Source organism: Streptomyces sp. SAS_281, from assembly GCF_052542855.1.
On sequence record NZ_JBMNDO010000105.1, the window covers coordinates 1 to 19,238 of the forward strand.

14 protein-coding genes are annotated in these 19,238 nt (G+C 70.8%); 6 read left to right on the top strand and 8 right to left on the bottom strand.

Features of this window, described 5'->3' with window-relative positions; translation table 11 throughout:
- Positions 1 to 47 precede the first annotated feature (47 nt).
- Positions 48 to 1,001: a heme o synthase gene (locus tag ACN6LM_RS29520; protein ID WP_164401355.1), complete on the bottom strand. Its 954-nt coding sequence runs from the start codon at positions 999 to 1,001 to the stop codon at positions 48 to 50.
- Positions 1,002 to 1,447: 446 nt separating this feature from the next.
- Here ACN6LM_RS29520 and tkt point away from each other — a divergent pair, with 446 nt between their 5' ends.
- From tkt to pgl, 5 genes are read left to right on the top strand one after another with little or no spacing between them, the layout of a single operon-like run.
- Complete coding sequence (tkt, locus tag ACN6LM_RS29525) at positions 1,448 to 3,535, top strand: transketolase (protein WP_445068436.1); 2,088 nt, start codon at positions 1,448 to 1,450, stop codon at positions 3,533 to 3,535.
- Positions 3,536 to 3,569: 34 nt separating this feature from the next.
- Positions 3,570 to 4,688 carry a transaldolase gene (gene tal / locus ACN6LM_RS29530; protein WP_445068437.1) on the top strand — a complete coding sequence of 373 codons (1,119 nt, stop codon included), beginning with the start codon at positions 3,570 to 3,572 and terminating at the stop codon, positions 4,686 to 4,688.
- Between the two features lie 5 nt (positions 4,689 to 4,693).
- Positions 4,694 to 6,226 (top strand): glucose-6-phosphate dehydrogenase, encoded by a 1,533-nt coding sequence (gene zwf / locus ACN6LM_RS29535; protein WP_445068438.1) that lies wholly within the window; start codon positions 4,694 to 4,696, stop codon positions 6,224 to 6,226.
- Positions 6,223 to 7,239, top strand: coding sequence for a glucose-6-phosphate dehydrogenase assembly protein OpcA (gene opcA / locus ACN6LM_RS29540; RefSeq protein ID WP_445068439.1), 1,017 nt, complete (start codon positions 6,223 to 6,225; stop codon positions 7,237 to 7,239). Before zwf ends, opcA begins: the two co-directional genes overlap by 4 nt.
- Positions 7,236 to 8,021 (top strand): 6-phosphogluconolactonase, encoded by a 786-nt coding sequence (gene pgl, locus ACN6LM_RS29545; protein WP_445068440.1) that lies wholly within the window; start codon positions 7,236 to 7,238, stop codon positions 8,019 to 8,021. Before opcA ends, pgl begins: the two co-directional genes overlap by 4 nt.
- A 75-nt stretch (positions 8,022 to 8,096) precedes the next feature.
- On the opposite strand, the gene pgi is transcribed toward pgl, so the two are convergent.
- Entirely contained in the window at positions 8,097 to 9,764 is a 1,668-nt protein-coding gene (pgi, locus tag ACN6LM_RS29550) for a glucose-6-phosphate isomerase (protein ID WP_445068441.1), read from the bottom strand.
- 174 nt (positions 9,765 to 9,938) lie between these two features.
- The gene (locus ACN6LM_RS29555; protein ID WP_445068442.1) at positions 9,939 to 13,982 is read right to left on the bottom strand and encodes a hypothetical protein; all 4,044 of its coding nucleotides are present in this window, start codon (positions 13,980 to 13,982) and stop codon (positions 9,939 to 9,941) included.
- A 227-nt stretch (positions 13,983 to 14,209) separates the two neighbouring features.
- Between ACN6LM_RS29555 and ACN6LM_RS29560 the strand changes: the two genes are divergently transcribed.
- Complete coding sequence (locus ACN6LM_RS29560; protein WP_445068443.1) at positions 14,210 to 15,175, top strand: helix-turn-helix transcriptional regulator; 966 nt, start codon at positions 14,210 to 14,212, stop codon at positions 15,173 to 15,175.
- A 57-nt stretch (positions 15,176 to 15,232) separates the two neighbouring features.
- Here ACN6LM_RS29560 and ACN6LM_RS29565 read toward each other — a convergent pair whose 3' ends face one another.
- The 5 genes from ACN6LM_RS29565 to gap all read right to left on the bottom strand — a co-directional run bounded on the left by ACN6LM_RS29565 (position 15,233) and on the right by gap (position 19,141).
- On the bottom strand, positions 15,233 to 15,568 hold the full coding sequence (locus ACN6LM_RS29565) for an RNA polymerase-binding protein RbpA (protein WP_445068444.1): 336 nt from the start codon (positions 15,566 to 15,568) through the stop codon (positions 15,233 to 15,235).
- 109 nt (positions 15,569 to 15,677) lie between these two features.
- Positions 15,678 to 15,914 (bottom strand): preprotein translocase subunit SecG, encoded by a 237-nt coding sequence (gene secG, locus ACN6LM_RS29570; protein WP_018104607.1) that lies wholly within the window; start codon positions 15,912 to 15,914, stop codon positions 15,678 to 15,680.
- Positions 15,915 to 16,024: 110 nt separating this feature from the next.
- On the bottom strand, positions 16,025 to 16,801 hold the full coding sequence (gene tpiA, locus ACN6LM_RS29575; protein WP_445068445.1) for a triose-phosphate isomerase: 777 nt from the start codon (positions 16,799 to 16,801) through the stop codon (positions 16,025 to 16,027).
- Between the two features lie 6 nt (positions 16,802 to 16,807).
- Positions 16,808 to 18,019 (bottom strand): phosphoglycerate kinase, encoded by a 1,212-nt coding sequence (locus tag ACN6LM_RS29580; RefSeq protein ID WP_445068446.1) that lies wholly within the window; start codon positions 18,017 to 18,019, stop codon positions 16,808 to 16,810.
- A 111-nt stretch (positions 18,020 to 18,130) separates the two neighbouring features.
- Positions 18,131 to 19,141 (bottom strand): type I glyceraldehyde-3-phosphate dehydrogenase, encoded by a 1,011-nt coding sequence (gap, locus tag ACN6LM_RS29585; RefSeq protein ID WP_073968324.1) that lies wholly within the window; start codon positions 19,139 to 19,141, stop codon positions 18,131 to 18,133.
- Positions 19,142 to 19,238 lie beyond the last annotated feature (97 nt).

Consider the following 19,238-nt stretch of genomic DNA (forward strand, 5'->3'; position numbering starts at 1 on the left):
AGCGTGGCTTGTGCCACGCTCCCCGCCCGTCGGACGGAGCAGGGGTTCTACCGCAGGAAGGGGTCCACCGCCACGGCTACGAAGAGCAGCGACACATAGGTGATCGACCAGTGGAACAGCCGCATCTCCTTGAGCTTCGCGCCCGTCACGCCGGCCTTGGCCCGGCTGAGCAGCCCGTGCGCCTCCCAGAGCCAGAAGCCGCCGGTCAGCAGCGCCACGGCCGTGTAGAACCAGCCGGTGTAGCCCAGCGGGGTGAGGAGGAGCGACACGGCGACCATCACCCAGCTGTAGGCGACGATCTGGCGGGCGACCACCCGGTTGGACGCGATGACCGGGAGCATGGGGACGCCGACGCGCGCGTAGTCGTCCTTGACCTTCATCGACAGCGGCCAGTAGTGCGGCGGCGTCCAGAAGAAGATGACGGCGAAGAGGATCACCGCGGCCCAGGACATCTCGTTCGTCACGGCGGACCAGCCGATGAGGACCGGCATGCAGCCCGCGATGCCGCCCCAGACGATGTTCTGCGCGGTGCGGCGCTTCAGCAGCATCGTGTAGATCACGACGTAGAAGAGCAGGGCGCCCAGCGACAGCGCCGCCGACAGCCAGTTGACCAGCAGCCCGAACCAGACCGTCGAGACCACCGCGAGGGTGATGCCGAAGGCCAGGCACTCGCGCGGACTCACCATGCCGGTGACCAGCGGGCGCTGCGACGTACGGTCCATCAGCGCGTCGATGTCGCGGTCGATGTACATGTTCAGTGCATTGGCACCGCCGGCGGACAGATAACCGCCGATGGTGGTAGTGAGCACGAGCCACAGGTCGGGTACACCCTGAGCGGCCAGGAACATCACCGGAACAGTGGTGATCAGCAACAGCTCGATGATCCGAGGCTTGGTCAGTGCCACGAATGCCTTGACACGGGCCCCGAACGGGCGTTGGCCCCCTGGGCTCGGAGTCAAGGCGACCCCTGCGGGTCGGGACTCGACGGCCGTCACGCACACCCCTGACAGAGAAATCCCAGCAAGCTCCGGGCGTGAGGGCCCAGTGAAGACTTGCGCGAACCCGACCACTGTAGACGTTGGGGACAGGCCGCCCTTCGCGGGGGTGGGGTCGTGTTGATGTGGCGCGGACGGCCGCCCCGGCCCGGTCGCGAGCCGTCTCGTACGCACGAGTGACGCACTGGTGTCGCAAGGTGCGCGCGACCCGCTTCCGGGACCCCCGCAACCGCGCCCGGGGCCGCTCTTCGGAGCGCCCAGGAGTGGGTCCGCGCGCTCATCGGAGAAGCCCATCGGTGAGCCCTTCCGCTCATACGGGAGGCGGATTCCACGGCCCGCCCGCACCCTGGTAGGAGCCGGAAAACACGGGTACGGACGGGGGTAGGCTCGACAGCATCCGGTGCGGTCACAGTCACCGGTCTACAACAGTTGGAGAGGAGCCCTGACTCAGGGTGAGCACCAAGCCGACCACCACAGACCTCCAGTGGACCGAATTGGACCAGCGGGCCGTGGACACCGTCCGCGTCCTCGCCGCGGACGCCGTACAGAAAGTCGGAAACGGCCACCCGGGCACGGCGATGAGCCTGGCTCCCGCCGCGTACACCATCTTCCAGAAGGTGATGCGGCACGACCCGGCGGACGCGGACTGGACCGGCCGCGACCGGTTCGTGCTCTCGGCGGGTCACAGCAGCCTGACGCTGTACATCCAGCTCTACCTGGCCGGCTACGGCCTGGAGCTGGACGACCTGAAGTCGTTCCGCACCTGGGGCTCCAAGACCCCGGGACACCCGGAGTACGGCCACACCACCGGGGTCGAGACGACGACCGGCCCGCTGGGCCAGGGCGTCGCCAACGCGGTGGGCATGGCCATGGCCGCCCGCTACGAGCGCGGTCTGTTCGACCCGGAGGCGGCTCCCGGCACCTCCCCGTTCGACCACATGGTGTGGGTCGTCGCCGGTGACGGCTGCCTCCAGGAGGGCATCTCGGCCGAGGCGTCCTCGCTGGCCGGCCACCAGAAGCTGGGCAACCTGGTCCTGCTGTGGGACGACAACCACATCTCCATCGAGGGCGACACGGAGACCGCGGTCTCCGAGGACACCGTCAAGCGCTACGAGGCGTACGGCTGGCACGTCCAGCGCGTCGACCAGCTCCCCAACGGCGACCTGGACCCCGAGGGCCTCCACCGCGCGCTGCTGGCCGCCAAGGCCGAGACCGAGCGCCCGTCGTTCATCGCGGCCCGCTCGATCATCGCCTGGCCCGCCCCGCACGCCCAGAACACCGAGGCGTCGCACGGCTCGGCACTCGGCGACGACGAGGTCGCCGCGACCAAGAAGGTCCTCGGCTTCGACCCGGAGAAGTCCTTCGACGTCGCCGACGAGGTCATCGCGCACACCCGCCGCGCCCTGGACCGGGGCCGCGAGGCGAAGGCCGAGTGGCAGCAGGGCTTCGACGCCTGGCGCGCCGCCAACCCCGAGCGCGCCGCCGACTTCGACCGGATCGCCGCGGGCGAGCTGCCCAAGGGCTGGGAGGACAGCCTGCCGGTCTTCGAGACGGGCAAGGGCGTCGCCACCCGCGCCGCGTCCGGCAAGGTGCTCCAGGCGCTCGGCGGGATCATCCCCGAGCTGTGGGGCGGCTCCGCCGACCTGGCCGGTTCGAACAACACCACGATCGACAAGACGTCGTCGTTCCTCCCGGCGGGCAACCCGCTGCCGGAGGCCGACCCGTACGGCCGCACGATCCACTTCGGCATCCGCGAGCACGCCATGGCCGCCGCCATGAACGGCATCGCGCTGCACGGCAACACCCGCATCTACGGCGGCACCTTCCTGGTGTTCTCCGACTACATGCGCAACGCCGTGCGCCTGTCCGCGCTGATGCACCTGCCGGTGACCTACGTGTGGACGCACGACTCGATCGGCCTCGGCGAGGACGGTCCGACCCACCAGCCGGTCGAGCACCTGGCCTCGCTGCGCGCCATCCCGGGCCTCAACGTCGTGCGCCCGGCCGACGCCAACGAGACCGCCATCGCCTGGCGCGAGATCCTGCGCCGCTACACCAAGGTGTTCGGCGAGGGCGCCCCGCACGGTCTGGCGCTGACCCGCCAGGGCGTGCCGACCTACGAGGCGAACGAGGACGCGGCCAAGGGCGGCTACGTGCTGTTCGACGCCGAGGGCGGCGAGCCGCAGGTCGTGCTGATCGGCACCGGCTCCGAGGTCCAGCTCGCCGTCGAGGCGCGCGAGGAGCTCCAGGCGGCCGGAATTCCGACCCGTGTGGTGTCGATGCCGTGTGTCGAGTGGTTCGAGGAGCAGGAACAGGGTTACAAGGACTCCGTCCTGCCGCCGTCGGTCAAGGCGCGTGTGGCCGTCGAGGCGGGCATCGCCCTGACCTGGTACCGGTACGTGGGGGACGCCGGCCGGATCGTCTCGCTGGAGCACTTCGGCGCTTCGGCGGACGCGAAGGTCCTGTTCCGCGAGTTCGGCTTCACCGGCGAGAACGTCGCCGCGGCCGCCCGGGAATCCCTCGCCGCCGCCACGCGCTGACGCCTGTATACGACTAGTAGGAGATGCATTTCTCATGACAGACGCACTCAAGCGCCTCTCCGACGAGGGCGTGGCGATCTGGCTCGACGACCTCTCGCGCAAGCGGATCACCTCGGGCAACCTGGCCGAGCTGATCGACCAGAGCCACGTCGTGGGGGTCACGACCAACCCGTCGATCTTCCAGAAGGCCATCTCGCAGGGCGACGGCTACGACCAGCAGCTCACCGACCTCGCGGCCCGCAAGGTGACCGTCGAGGAGGCGATCCGCATGATCACCACCGCGGACGTCCGGGACGCGGCCGACATCCTGCGCCCGGTCTTCGACGCGACGGAGGGCCAGGACGGCCGGGTCTCCATCGAGGTCGACCCGCGACTGGCGCACGACACGACGGCCACGGTCGCCGAGGCCAAGCAGCTGGCCTGGCTGGTGGACCGCCCGAACACGCTGATCAAGATCCCGGCGACCAAGGCGGGTCTGCCCGCGATCACCGAGACGATCGGCCGGGGCATCAGCGTCAACGTCACGCTGATCTTCTCGCTGGAGCGCTACCGCGCGGTCATGGAGGCCTACCTGACGGGCCTGGAGAAGGCGAAGGCCGCGGGCCTGGACCTCTCCAAGATCCACTCGGTGGCGTCGTTCTTCGTGTCCCGCGTGGACACCGAGATCGACAAGCGCCTGGACGCCGTCGGCGGCGACGAGGCGAAGGCCGCGAAGGGCAAGTCCGCCCTGGCCAACGCCCGGCTGGCCTACGAGGCGTACGAGGAGGTCTTCGCCGGTGAGCGCTGGGCCGCCCTGGACAAGGCGCACGCCAACAAGCAGCGTCCGCTGTGGGCCTCGACCGGCGTGAAGGACCCGGCCCTCAAGGACACCCTGTACGTCGTGGACCTGGTCGCGCCCAACACGGTCAACACCATGCCGGAGGCGACTCTGGACGCGGTGGCGGACCACGGAGAGATCACCGGCAACACCGTCGCCGGTGCGTACGACCAGGCCCGTGCGGACCTCGACACCATCAAGAAGCTCGGCGTCGACTACGACGACGTCGTGCAGGTGCTGGAGGACGAGGGCGTCGAGAAGTTCGAGACGGCCTGGAACGACCTGCTCAAGTCGACCGAGGCGGAGCTGCAGCGCCTCGCCCCCTCGAAGGGCTGACCATTTTGTCTGGTGTTCCCGGAGCCAACCCGCTCCGTGACGCCCAGGACCGACGGCTCCCGCGCATCGCGGGGCCGTCGGGCCTGGTCATCTTTGGCGTCACGGGCGATTTGTCCCGTAAAAAGCTGATGCCCGCCGTCTACGACCTGGCCAACCGCGGCCTGCTGCCGCCGGGCTTCTCGCTCATCGGTTTCGCGCGCCGCGACTGGGAGGACGAGGACTTCGCCCAGGTCGTCCACGACGCCGTCAAGGAGCATTCCCGTACCCCCTTCCGCGAAGAGGTCTGGCAGCAGCTCAGCCAGGGCATGCGCTTCGTGCAGGGCAACTTCGACGACGACGTGGCCTTCGAGACCCTGAGGGCCACGATCGAGGAGCTGGACAAGGCGCAGGGCACGGGCGGCAACTTCGCCTTCTACCTGTCCGTCCCGCCGAAGTTCTTCCCCAAGGTCGTCCAGCAGCTCAAGAAGCACGGGCTGGCCGACCAGAAGGAAGGCAGCTGGCGCCGCGCCGTCATCGAGAAGCCGTTCGGCCACGACCTGAAGAGCGCGCAGGAGCTCAACCAGATCGTGCACGACGTCTTCCCGCCGAACGAGGTCTTCCGGATCGACCACTACCTCGGCAAGGAGACCGTCCAGAACATCCTGGCGCTCCGCTTCGCCAACACGATGTTCGAGCCGATCTGGAACCGCAGTTACGTCGACCACGTGCAGATCACGATGGCCGAGGACATCGGCATCGGCGGCCGGGCCGGTTATTACGACGGCATCGGCGCCGCCCGTGACGTCATCCAGAACCACCTGCTCCAGCTGCTGGCGCTGACCGCGATGGAGGAGCCCGGCTCCTTCCACCCGAAGGCCCTGGTCGCCGAGAAGCTCAAGGTGCTCACGGCGGTGGAGCTGCCCGAGGACCTGGGCAAGCACACCGTGCGCGGCCAGTACACGCATGCCTGGCAGGGCGGCGAGGAGGCCCTCGGCTATCTGGAGGAGGACGGCATCGACCCCAAGTCGAAGACCGACACCTTCGCCGCGATCAAGCTGACGATCAACAACCGCCGCTGGGCGGACGTGCCGTTCTACCTGCGCACCGGCAAGCGGCTCGGCCGCCGGGTCACGGAGATCGCGGTCGTCTTCAAGCGGGCGCCGTACCTGCCCTTCGAGTCCGGCGCCACCGAGGAGCTGGGCGGCAACGCCCTGGTCATCCGGGTGCAGCCGGACGAGGGCGTCACCGTGCGGTTCGGCTCCAAGGTGCCCGGCACCTCGATGGAGGTCCGGGACGTCACGATGGACTTCGCGTACGGCGAGTCCTTCACGGAGTCCAGCCCGGAGGCGTACGAGCGGCTCATCCTCGACGTCCTGCTCGGCGACGCCAACCTCTTCCCCCGCCACCAGGAGGTCGAGCTCTCCTGGAACATCCTCGACCCGATCGAGGAGTACTGGGACAAGCACGGCAAGCCCGCCCAGTACCCGGCCGGCACCTGGGGTCCGGCCGAGGCGGACGAGATGCTCGCACGCGACGGACGGAGCTGGCGCCGGCCATGAAGATCGATCTCACGGAAACCACGTCCAGCAAGATCAACCAGGCGCTCATCTCGGCCCGGCGCGCGGTCGGCGCCCCGGCGATCGGGATGGTCCTCACCCTCGTCATCGTCACCGACGAGGAGAACGCCTACGACGCGCTGAAGGCGGCGAGCGACTCCTCGCGGGAACACCCCTCGCGGATCATCGCCGTCATCAAGCGGCTCAGCCGATCGCCGCGCGCCCGCCGCGACGCGCGGCTCGACGCCGAGATCCGGGTCGGTTCCGACTCGGGCTCCGGCGAGACCGTGGTGCTCCGGCTCCACGGCGAGCTGGCCAACCACGCCCAGTCGGTCGTCCTGCCGCTGCTGCTGCCGGACGCCCCGGTGGTGGTGTGGTGGCCGCAGGACTCCCCCGCCGACCCGGCGAAGGACGCGCTCGGCGCACTGGCCCAACGCCGGATCACCGACACCTACTCGGCCGAGCACCCGCTGGAGGAGCTGGGGGTGCGCGCCGACACCTACCGGCCCGGTGACACGGACCTGGCGTGGACGCGCATCACGCCCTGGCGTTCCATGCTGGCCGCCGCGCTCGACCAGCAGCCGGCGGAGATCGTCTCGGCCACGGTCGAGGGCGAGTCGGACAACCCGAGCTGCGAGCTGCTGGCCATGTGGCTCGCGGACCGGCTCGGGGTCCCGGTGGAGCGCACCACGTCCGGCGGCCCCGGCCTGACGGCCGTCCGGATGGTCACCAAGAACGGCGACATCGTCCTGGACCGGGCCGACGGCTCGCTCGCCACGCTCTGCATGGTGGGCCAGCCGGACCGCGCGGTGGCGCTCAAGCGCCGCGAGACGGCGGAGCTCCTCGCGGAGGAGCTGCGCCGCCTGGACCCGGACAACATCTACGAGTCGACCGTGAAGTTCGGCGTGGACCGCCTCAACAAGGCGGGTTCCGGCGAGTCGGCGAAGGCACCGGCGCAGGCCCCTGCCCCCGCCGCGAAGAAGGCCGCCCCGGCGAAGAAGGCGGCGGCGAAGTGACCGGAGTCCCGCAGCTCGTCGTGCACCGCGACAAGGAGCTGATGGCGCAGGCCGCCGCGGCCCGGCTGATCACGAAGATCGTGGACGCCCAGGCCGCGCGCGGCGACGCCTCGGTGGTGCTCACCGGCGGGCGCAACGGCAACGGCCTGCTGGCCGCGCTCGCCGCCGCGCCCGCCCGGGACGCGGTCGACTGGTCGCGGCTCGACCTGTGGTGGGGCGACGAGCGGTTCCTGCCGGAGGGCGACCCGGAGCGCAATGTCACGCAGGCCCGCGAGGCCCTGCTGGACGCCGTGCCCCTGGACCCCTCACGGGTGCACGTGATGCCGGCGTCGGACGGTCCCTACGGCCCGGACGCCGACGCCGCGGCCGCCGGGTACGCGGCCGAGCTGGCGGCGGCCGCCGCGCCCCAGGACCACGGCGGAGTACCGGAGTTCGACGTGCTGATGCTGGGCGTCGGCCCGGACACGCACGTCGCCTCGCTCTTCCCGGAACTGCCCGGGGTGCGGGAGACCGAGCGCACCGTCGTCGGTGTGCACGGTGCGCCCAAGCCGCCGCCGGTCCGGGTCTCGCTGACGCTGCCCGCCATCCGGTCGGCGCGCGAGGTGTGGCTGCTGGCCGCGGGCGAGGACAAGGCGGAGGCGGTCGCGATCGCCCTGTCCGGCGCCGGCGAGATCCAGGCGCCGGCGGCTGGTGCGTACGGCCGCGCCCGCACGCTGTGGCTGCTGGACGCGGCGGCGGCCTCCCGCCTCCCGCGCGCCCTGTACCCGCCGGCCTCCGCCTGACCGGGCGCCGCTCGAACGCCCACGGGCCCGGTCCGCTCCTCGGAGTGGACCGGGCCCGTGGGCGTTCCGGCGGGCTCAGCGCCCGCGCAGCTCGCGGTAGGTGGAGACGAGCGCGGCGGTGGAGCTGTCCAGCTGCTCGCCGCCCTTGCCCTCGGTCAGGACCGGCTCGATCCTCTTGGCCAGGACCTTGCCGAGCTCGACGCCCCACTGGTCGAAGGAGTCGATGTTCCAGACGGCACCCTGGACGAAGACCTTGTGCTCGTACAGGGCGATCAGCTGGCCGAGCACGGACGGGGTGAGCCGGTCGGCGAGGATCGTCGTCGTGGGGTGGTCGCCCCGGAACGTCTTGTGCGCCACCAGCTCCTCGGGGACGCCCTCGGCGCGCACCTCGTCCGGCGTCTTGCCGAAGGCCAGGGCCTGGGTCTGGGCGAAGAAGTTGGCCATCAGCAGGTCGTGCTGGGCGACGAGCCCGGGCAGCAGGTCCTCGACCGGCTGGGCGAAGCCGATGAAGTCGGCCGGGATCACCTTCGTACCCTGGTGGATCAGCTGGTAGTAGGCGTGCTGGCCGTTGGTGCCGGGGGTGCCCCAGACGACCGGTCCGGTCTGCCAGTCGACGGGGTTGCCGTCGCGGTCCACGGACTTGCCGTTGGACTCCATGTCCAGCTGCTGGAGGTACGCGGTGAACTTGGACAGGTAGTGGCTGTAGGGCAGCACCGCGTGCGACTGGGCGTCGAAGAACGCGCCGTACCAGACGCCCAGCAGGCCGAGCAGCAGCGGGACGTTCTCCTCGGCGGGGGCGGTGCGGAAGTGCTCGTCCACCAGGTGGAAGCCGTCGAGCATCTCGCGGAACCGGTCCGGGCCGATGGCGATCATCAGCGAGAGGCCGATGGCGGAGTCGTACGAGTAGCGGCCGCCGACCCAGTCCCAGAACTCGAACATGTTGGCCGTGTCGATGCCGAAGTCCGCGACCTTCTCCGCGTTGGTCGACAGCGCCACGAAGTGCTTGGCGACGGCCTCCTGACCGGCCCTCAGGCCGGTGAGCAGCCAGTCGCGGGCGGAGGTGGCGTTGGTGATCGTCTCGATCGTGGTGAAGGTCTTCGAGGCGATGATGAACAGCGTCTCGGCCGGGTCGAGGTCGCGGACGGCCTCGTGCAGGTCGGCGCCGTCCACGTTGGAGACGAAGCGGAAGGTGAGCGAGCGGTCCGTGAAGGAGCGCAGCGCCTCGTACGCCATGGCGGGGCCCAGGTCCGAGCCGCCGATGCCGATGTTAACGATGTTCTTGATGGGCTTGCCGGTGTGGCCGGTCCACTCCCCCGCCCGGACGCGGTCGGAGAACGCCGCCATCTTGTCGAGCACCGCGTGCACGTCGGGCACGACGTTCTCGCCGTCGACCTCGATGACGGCGTCGCGCGGCGCGCGCAGCGCGGTGTGCAGGACCGCCCGGTCCTCGGTGATGTTGATCTTGTCGCCGCGGAACATGGCGTCGCGCAGCCCGAACACGTCCGTGGCCGCGGCGAGTTCGCGCAGGAGCGTCAGCGTCTCGTCGGTGACGAGGTGCTTGGAGTAGTCGATGTGCAGGTCACCGACCCGGAGGGTGTACCCGGTGCCGCGCTCCGGGTCCGCGGCGAAGAGTTCGCGCAGCGATGCGCCTTCCTGCTTCTCCCGGTGCCCGGCCAGGGCCTGCCACTCGGCCGTCTGGGTGAGCCGTGTGCGGCTCCCTGCGTGCTTGTCGGACGCGTTCATGTCGGACTTCTGCCTTCTCTCGTACCTGCGTACGGACGGTGCCCCGCGATATGCCTCCCAACCTAATTGATCAGGACGAATCTCTTCCTCCCTGTCCATGTCGTGGCGGCGAACGGCACCGGGCCCGCCCCTGGCGGGGGCGGGCCCGGTGTTGCGGTCAGCTCGGTGCGGGGGTCACTTGCGGGCGGCCAGCGCCTTGTCGACTCCGGCGTTCGGCGAGCCGAGGCCGGTGACCGTGTCGTAGCCCGGTCCGGCGGTGCACTCGGCGCCGCAGTAGCCGTTGCTGCCCGCGGTGATGTCGCGCAGCGCGCCGCCGAGGCCGTAGACCGCGGCGTGGGCGGTGTCGCCCGCCGGGCCCGCCACGGCGAGCGGCTGCTTGCCGGCGGTGGCCCTCAGCTGGTCGGTGGCGGCGATGATGCCCGCCCAGACCGGCGACGAGAGGCTGGTGCCGCCCACCTGCATCCAGGTGCCCTTGCCCGTGGCCGAGGTGTAGACGGCGACGCCGGTCTGCGGGTCGGCCACGAAGCTGACGTCCGGGGTGGCCCGGTACGCGGACGGCTGGACGCCGTCCTGGTAGGCCGGGCGCGGCTCGAAGTAGCTCAGGCCGCCGCCGGTGGACGCCCAGGCGGTCTCGCTCGTCGTGTTGCCGTCGGCGTCGAGCACCAGCTTCGTACCGCCGATGGCGAGGGCGTACGGGTTGGTGCTGGAGTACCCCGCGGGGTAGCCGAAGTCGCCGGTGGACTGGGTGCACACCGAGTCGGTCAGCTTGCAGTGCTTGTCGTAGAAGGACTCCTCGGAGTACTCCGACATGCCCCAGCTGTTGTTGACGGCCGCCGGGTGGTACGAGGCGGCGACGTCGATGGCCTTCGACAGGGCGGACGCCGTGGCGTCGGCGGCCTCGACGAGCACGATCTTCGCCCTGGGGGCGACCGAGTGCGCCCACTCGATGTCGAGGGCCGCCTCCTGCGCCCAGCTCACGTCGGCGGCGGGCTTCTCGCCGGTCGCGTAGACCTGCTCGAAGTCGAAGCAGTCGGTGCCCTCGGCGACGCTGCCGCAGGTCCGCGGCAGCCCGAAGTGCTCGGCGAAGTGGTTCAGGTCCGCCTCGGCGCTCGGGTAGTCGTAGCCGACGGTGATCGCCACGGTCTGCCCGGCGCCGTCACCGGTCAGACCGAGGCGGGTCCGGATCTGCTGCGGCGTGTAGCCCTTGGTGACCTCGTCGGCGTTGGCGCCGGTGGCCGGGGTGCTGGAATGGATGTCGATCGACGGGGTGGCCCGGCCGATCGGCAGGGTCGGGGTCTCGACGGGGGCTGCCTCGGTCGGGACGCCCGCCACGGCCGAGTGGGCGGCGGGGGCCTTGGCGGCTCCGGCGTCGGGGGCGTCGGTCAGCTCCAGGACGGAGACGCCGTGCTGGTAGCTGTCGATGGCGTAGGTGTTGTCGCCGTATCCGCCGACGTTCTGGCTGAGGGCGTAGCCGCCCCAGTCGCGCTGGAGCGCGATCAGGTCGGTGGCCTTGTCGCCGTCGAGGTCGGCCGGAACGACGCTGCCCGCCGCAAGAGCGAACTCCCTGATCCCGGGGTTGACGTACCCGCCCGTCTTCTTCTCGAACGGCTGGCCGTACCCGAAGATGCCGAGGGTCCCGGCGACGAAGGTCTCGTCACCGCTTCCCGTCGTGGCGAACGTGCCCTGGTACGGGAACGCGAGGATGCGCACCAGGTAGGGCTCGCCGCCGTCGGCCGGGTGGACGGTCGCCGCGTGCGGGCTCAGCTCGACCAGGCCGTAGCGCGCGGAGGCGGCGAAGTTCAGGAACGTCGCCGAACCGGGAGAGCTGTAGTCGGTCAGCACCTCGCCGGTGCGCCCGTCGACCGTCTGCACGAGGTGGGCGACCGTGGAGGGCTGGTCGCCGCCCCAGGCGAAGGCGACGGCGTGGCCGTCGGCGCCGGGGATGTTCTTGTCGGCGAAGACACCGGCCTGCTGCTCGATCCAGGTGGCGGCGAGGCCCTGGGGCTTCATGCTCCAGATTTCGGAGCCCCTGGCCGCGTCGAGCGCCACCGCGGTGGGCGCCGGGTCGCCGGCGCCGGTTCCGAACGCGGTGCGGACGCCGCCGTACTCCAGGTAGATCCGGCCGTCGGCCGTGGCGGGCACGGAGTAGACGACGGTCTTGCCGGCCGTGCCCTCGGGACGGTAGCTCCAGACCCGGCGGCCGTCGGCGGTGTACGCGGAGAGCGTGTCGCCGGAGGCGAGGACGTGCCCGTCGGCGACGGCGACTCCGGCCTGGAAAGTGCCGGTGTCCACGTCGGAGAGCGGCTTGCCGTCCTTCGGCCCGAGGACCGCGAAGCCGTGCGAGGTCGCGGCGACGATGCGCTGCGCCGCTCGGCCTCCGCTGTCCTTCACCGTGTCGAGCGTCAGCTCGCGGACCGAGGCGCTGAGGGGCTGCTTCCACAGGATGCGGGGGCTGGTGCGGTCCATGGTCCGGCCGTCCAGCGCGAAGACGCCCCGGCTCTGGCCGCCGACGACGATGTCCTTGACGCCGTCGCCGTTCACGTCGGTGGCCACGCCGGTGTAGGCGTCGCCGAGCAGCGGCAGCGGCTTCGCGTCACCGCCCGCGCCGAAGGTGTACGCCGTCAGGTCGTAGCCGACGGTCAGCATTCCGCCGCGGTACGGCGTGACCTGGCTGCCGACGACGGCGCCCTCCTTGGTCCACCGGGTACGGCCGCTGGTCGCGTCGATCGCCACGACCTGGCTGTGCTCCGGCCCGTCGGTACGGGTACGGGTCTGCGCGACCGGATCGGCGACGGCCGCGTAGACCTGGCCCCGGCCGTGCGGGTCGAAGGTCAGCGACAGCGCCGGGGCGTCGGGCCGGCCGACGGTGCTGCGGGTGCGGTACGTCCACGTGGTGCGGCCGCGCTCGTCCCAGCCGGAGACCGAGCTCGTGCCGTCGGTCAGGTCGGCGTTGATGCCGAGCTCCGCGACGGCGAAGCGGGCCTGCTTGCCGTGGGCGTCCTCGTTGACGACGAACGCCTCGGGAATGGTGTTGGTCCGGGAGGCGAGGACGGACCGCTCGCCGGACTTCACGTCGACGGCGGTGAGATCCCAGCGCACGCCGTCCAGCGGGTCGTTCTGCTCGGCGACCAGGACCCGGTCGGAGCCGGGGTCCTTGCGCACGATGCGCGGGTAGCCGGGGGTCTTCACATCGGTGAGGACCTTGCCGCTGCCGGTGTCGAGCACCATGACGTGCCCGGCGGCGGGCCGGGGGCTGCCCAGGCCCATCGGGGTGTCGGTCCAGGAGACGGCGACCCGGCCCCGGCCCATGGTCTCGATGTCGGACCAGAGTGCGAAGGGGGCCTTGGTGCTGTACGTCCAGGCGGTGCGGCCGGTGACCGCGCCGCGGGCGCCGCGCTCGAAGGCGTACGCGATGAGCGAGCTGCGGCTGTTCCCGGCCTCGGCCACCGGGTTGTTGCCCCAGTCCGGGCCGGTGACGTTCGCCGCGATCAGCCGGCCGTCCTGGGCGCTCAGCGAACCGACGTACCCGGGCAGCAGCTTGTGCCACAGCATGGTGCCGGAGCGGCCGTCGAGCAACGAGACGAAGGTGCCCGACGAAAGCTCCGAGCCGGGGCTGGTGAACGGGCGGGCCGGGGAGGCGCCGACGCTGTAGGCGACCGCGATGTCGTCGACGCCGTCGTGGTTGAAGTCGGCCTGGGCGAACGGGTGATCGCCGCTGATCGTCGGCTGGTACGGGTTGTGCCCCTGGTGCAGGACCGGGCTGAACTCCTCGGCCTGGTAGACGAGTTCCGGCTTGACCTGCCAGTCGGCGAACAGCGAGTGGCTGGTGCGCTGCCATACGGGGGCGCCGTCGGCGTCGTAGCGGGTGACCGCTCCGCCGCTGAAGACGCCCACCCAGTCCTGCGTACCACCGAGGGCCAGGGTGCTGGCGGCGCCGCGCGGGGTCTCCCAGCTCGCCTTCGTCTTCAGGGCCTTGGCGGTGCCCTCGGCGGGGGCGGCCGTGCCGCCGCTCCGATCGCCGGTCTCGGCCGGCTCGTCCCGGGTGCCGGTGCCGGCCTCCCGGGCCGCGGCGACCAGGCCGGGGGTGCCGTCGCTGCGCTGGGTGTACTGCTTGCTGAGGGCGGCGAGGGCTCCGGCGGTCAGCCGGACGGGCCGGTCGCTGCCCGGGGCGGCCTGGGCCGAGGGGGTGCCGAGCAGCGCGCCGGCCGTGGCGAGCACGGCCGCCAGGCAGGCCGAGCGTATGCCCGGCGACCTGCGCCTTACGGGACTCAGTCGTATGGGACTCATGAGAGGGGTGGACTCCACGTGGGTGCTTCGGGGGGTTGTCCGCACTCTTTCAAGGGCCCGTCACCGGGACGAGGGCTGAGCGCGGCCGGTCCCGGTCAACAGCCGGTCCCGGCCAAGGGGTAGCGTCCGGGGAACATCCGAGTGACGAGGAGACGGACGTGCTGGAGCCGGTCGGGCTGGACGAGGGCGCGGAGCGCGCCTACCGGCTGCTGCTGCACCGCCTCGGCCTCTCACCGCAGGAGCTGGCGGACGCCCACGAACTGACGCCACATCAGGCGCGGCAGCTCCTGGACCGGTTGGTCGCGTCCGGGCTGGCCGCGGTCACCGGCCGCCCGGCGCGCTATACGGCGATCGACCCGCGCCACGGCCTCACCGCGCTGATCCGCGCCCGGCAGGCCGAACTGGACGCCACCACGACCGCCTTGGAGTCGTACGCGGCGGAGTACCACGAGCGCGTCCTGCGAACCGACCCCCGGCGCCTGGTGGAGGTGGTCGAGGGCCCGACGGCGGTCGGCGACCGGCTGCGCGACCTCATCGTCGGCGCCGAGCAGGAGATCCTGGCCTTCGACGCGCCGCCGTATCTCACCGGGCCCTCGGCGATGGCCGCCATGGAGCGGGATGCCCTGGCCCGGGGGGTCGGCGTCCGGGCCGTCTACGCGGCCGAGGTGCTGCACCTGCCGGACCGGGTCGAGTCCCTGAAGGAGCAGGCGGCGCTCGGTGAGCAGGCCCGGGTCGTGCCCAGGGTGCCGCTGAAGATGGTGATGGCCGACCGGCGGGCGGCGATGATCCCGCTCACGTCGAACGAGGAGTCCGTGCGCACCGCCGCGGTCCTGGTCCGGCAGTCCCGGCTCTGCGACGCCTTGGTGGAGCTGTTCGAGGCCAAGTGGCTCCAGGGCGCCCCGGTCTTCACCCCGGCCCCCACGACGGACCAACCGGACCTCTCCCCCGCCGAGCAGGCCCTGCTGTCCCTGCTGAACTCGGGCTTCAAGGACGAGGCGATAGCGCGGCAGCTCGGGGTGAGCGAGCGGACCCTGCGGCGGCGCACCGCGGAGCTGGTGGAGCGGCTGGGCGCGACGAGCCGCTTCCAGGCCGGGGCGCAGGCCGTGCGACGGGGCTGGCTGTAGACGCCAGAGAGCCGGGCGCCGGGGTGGCGCCCGGCTCCCCCGTAGGTCCGGCCGTTGTCAGATCTCGCCGCGCAGTTTCGCCAGGGCCTCGGCGAGGATCGCCTCGCCGTCCGCGTCGCTGCGGCGCTCGCGTACGTACGCGAGGTGCGTCTTGTACGTTTCGGTGTGCGGCGGGTCGGGCGGGCTCTCCGGATCCTGGCCGGCCGGGAAACCGCAGCGGGGGCAGTCCCAGGTGTCCGGTACCTGCGCGTCATGGGCGAAACTGGGCTGCGTCTCGTGCCCGTTCGAGCACCAGAAGGAGATGCGGAGCCGTGGCGCGGACTCGCCGCGCTCGGCCTCCCCCATCGGCCCCGCCCCGACCCGGCTTCCCCGGATCGCGTTGCCACTTGCCACGGTCGTAACTCCCTGCGTGATGGTGCTCGAAGATGCCCCAGTCTACGTAAGGCCCAACGCGCGTCCAGGGGAAGGAGTTACACCGTCACCGGGAAACGCGTACGACGGGTCAGTTGTCGAGCTTGATGAGCAGACCAAGCACCACGATGCACGCGAACCAGCCCAGACCGACCACGACGGTGATGCGGTCGAGGTTGCGCTCGGCGACCGAGGAGCCGCCGACGGAGGACTGCATGCCGCCACCGAACATGTCGGAGAGACCGCCGCCCTTGCCCTTGTGCATGAGCACCAGCAGCATCAGCAGCAGGCTGAAGACGATCAGGGCGATCTCGAACCCCAGAATCACGGCTGGTCCCTACTTTCCGGAAATACCGACTGCGTGTGCGAACAACGGGGGCCGGGAGGTCTCCCTCCCCGGCCCCCGCAAGGGTACGACGGATCCGCGCTACCGCATACTCACTGGTCGCGGAAGCGGACGATCTTGACGAACTCGTCCGCGTCGAGCGCCGCGCCGCCGATCAGGGCGCCGTCGACGTCGGGCTGGGCCATGATCGCGGCCACGTTGCCGGACTTCACCGAGCCCCCGTACTGGATGCGGACCGCGTCGGCCAGCTCCTGCGAGTACAGCTCGGCGAGGCGGCCGCGGATCGCACCGCAGACCTCCTGCGCGTCCTCCGGGGTGGCGACCTCACCGGTGCCGATGGCCCAGACCGGCTCGTAGGCGACCACGATGGACTCGGCCTGCTCGGCCGGGATGTCCTTCAGGGCGCCGTCGAGCTGCGCGAGGGTGTGTGCGACCTGCTCGCCGGCCTTGCGGACGTCCAGGCCCTCGCCGACGCAGAGGATCGGGGTCAGGCCGTGCTTGTACGCGGCCTTCACCTTGGCGTTGCAGACCTCGTCGTTCTCGCCGTGGTACTGGCGGCGCTCGCTGTGGCCGATGGCGACGAAGGTGCACTTCAGCTTGGCGAGCATGGGGCCGGAGATCTCACCGGTGTACGCGCCGGAGTCGTGCGCCGAGATGTCCTGGGCGCCGTACTTGATCTTCAGCTTGTCGCCGTCGACCAGCGTCTGCACGGAGCGCAGGTCGGTGAAGGGCGGCAGGACGGCGACCTCTACGGCGTCGTAGTCCTTGTCAGCCAGGGCGAAGGCGAGCTTCTGGACGTGGGCGATGGCCTCGAGGTGGTTGAGGTTCATCTTCCAGTTGCCCGCCATCAGCGGGGTGCGAGTGGTCATGAAAGGTCAGTCCTCCAGAGCGGCGAGGCCGGGAAGCGTCTTGCCCTCGAGGTATTCGAGGCTGGCGCCGCCACCGGTCGAGATGTGTCCGAACGCGTTCTCGTCGAAGCCCAGGATGCGGACCGCGGCGGCGGAGTCGCCACCGCCGACCACGCTGAAGCCCGAGGAGTCGACGAGGGCCTGGGCGACGGCCCGGGTGCCCTCGGCGAAGTCGGGGTGCTCGAAGACGCCCATCGGGCCGTTCCAGAAGACGGTGGCCGCGTCGGCGAGCTTCGATGCGTAGAGCTTGTTGGTCTCCGGACCGTTGTCCAGGCCCATCTGCCCGGCCGGCATGGCGTCGGCGGCGACGGTCTCCGGGTGGGCCGGGGCCTTGGTCTTCAGGTCCGGGAAGGCGGGCGCGACGACGACGTCGACGGGGAGCACGAACTCCACGCCCTTCGCCTCGGCGCGCCGCAGGTACTCCTGGACCGCCGGGATCTGGTCCTCCTGGAGCAGCGAGCTGCCGACCTCGTGGCCCTGGGCCTTGAGGAAGGTGTACGCCATGCCGCCCCCGATGAGGATGCGGTCGGCGCGCTCCAGCAGATGGTCGATGACGCCCAGCTTGTCGGAGACCTTGGCGCCGCCGAGGACCACCGCGTAGGGGCGCTGGACGTCGTCGGTGAGCTTCTTCAGGACGCCGACCTCGGTGGCGATGAGGTCGCCGGCCGCGTGCGGGAGGCGGGCCGGGAGGTCGAAGACCGAGGCGTGCTTGCGGTGGACGGCGCCGAAGCCGTCGCCCACGTACAGGTCGGCCAGCTCGGCGAGCTGATCGGCGAACGCGCCGCGCTCGGCGTCGTCCTTGGAGGTCTCGCCGGGGTTGAAGCGCAGGTTCTCGATGACGGCGACCTGGCCGTCGGTGAGCGCGGCGACGGTGGCGCGGGCGGACTCGCCGACCGTGTCGGTCGCGAAGGCCACGTCGGAGCCGAGCAGTTCGCCGAGCCGGGTGGCGGCGGGGGCCAGCGAGAACGCCGGGTCCGGGGCGCCCTTGGGGCGGCCCAGGTGCGAGGCGACGACGACCCGGGCGCCGGCCTCGGCCAGCTTGCGGACGGTCGGGGTGACGGCGCGGATGCGGCCGTCGTCGGTGATGGTGGTGCCGCTGAGCGGCACGTTGAGGTCGGCGCGGACGAATACCCGCTTGCCGGCGACCCCTTCGGCGAGAAGTGCGTCGATCGTCTTCATCTGTCTGGACTCCTTGGAGGACGAGTGAGCATGCGAGGGGGCTCGAACAGCGCAGCGTCGCGCTGTTCGAGCCCCGTGCTCACATCGAGATGCCTGCCGGTGCGGCGGTGCTCAGAGCTGGCCGCCGACGAAGACGGTGAGGTCGACGAGACGGTTGGAGTAGCCCCACTCGTTGTCGTACCAGCCGAGGATCTTCACCGTGTTGCCCTCCTGGACCATCGTCAGGGAGGAGTCGAAGGTGCAGGACGCCGGGTCGCTGACGATGTCCGAGGACACGATCGGGTCCTCGGTGTAGTACAGGATGCCCTTGAGGTCGCCGTCGTCGGCGGCCTTCTTGAACGCGGCGTTGACCTCGTCCTTGGTGACCTCGCGCTGGAGGGTCACGACCAGGTCGGTGGCCGAGCCGGTCGGGACCGGGACGCGCATCGCGATGCCGTCGAGCTTGCCCTTGAGCTGCGGCAGGACCAGGGCCGTCGCCTTGGCGGCGCCGGTCGTGGTCGGGATGATGTTCTCGGCGGCGGCGCGGGCGCGGCGCAGGTCCGAGTGCGGGAAGTCCAGGATGCGCTGGTCGTTGGTGTACGCGTGGACCGTCGTCATGAGGCCCTTGACGATGCCGAAGTTCTCGTCCAGAACCTTGGCCATCGGGGCGACACAGTTGGTCGTGCAGGACGCGTTGGAGATGACGTGGTGGTTGGCCGCGTCGTACTTGTCCTGGTTGACGCCCATCACGATGGTGATGTCCTCGTCCTTGGCCGGAGCCGAGATGAGGACCTTCTTCGCGCCACCGGCGATGTGCTTCTCGGCGTCGGCCTTCTTGGTGAAGATGCCGGTCGACTCGATGACGATGTCGACGCCCAGCTCACCCCAGGGGATGTCGGCCGGGTTGCGCTCGGAGAGCACCTTGATGGTGTGGCCGTCGACGGTGATGGTGTCGGCGGTGTGGCTGACCTCTGCCTTCAGACGACCCAGGATGGTGTCGTACTTCAGCAGGTGGGCCGTGGTCGCGGTGTCACCCAGGTCGTTGACAGCCACGATCTCGATGTCCGCACCCTGCTCCAGCAGCGCGCGGAAGTAGTTACGACCGATGCGGCCAAAGCCGTTGATGCCTACGCGGATCGTCACGAACCGATCTCCTCGTTAGGTACGCCGGTTTTCGACGCCGGCGAGTTGTATGGGATGTCCCCGACCGCCTCCGACCCTACCTCTCCGGAGCCGCCGG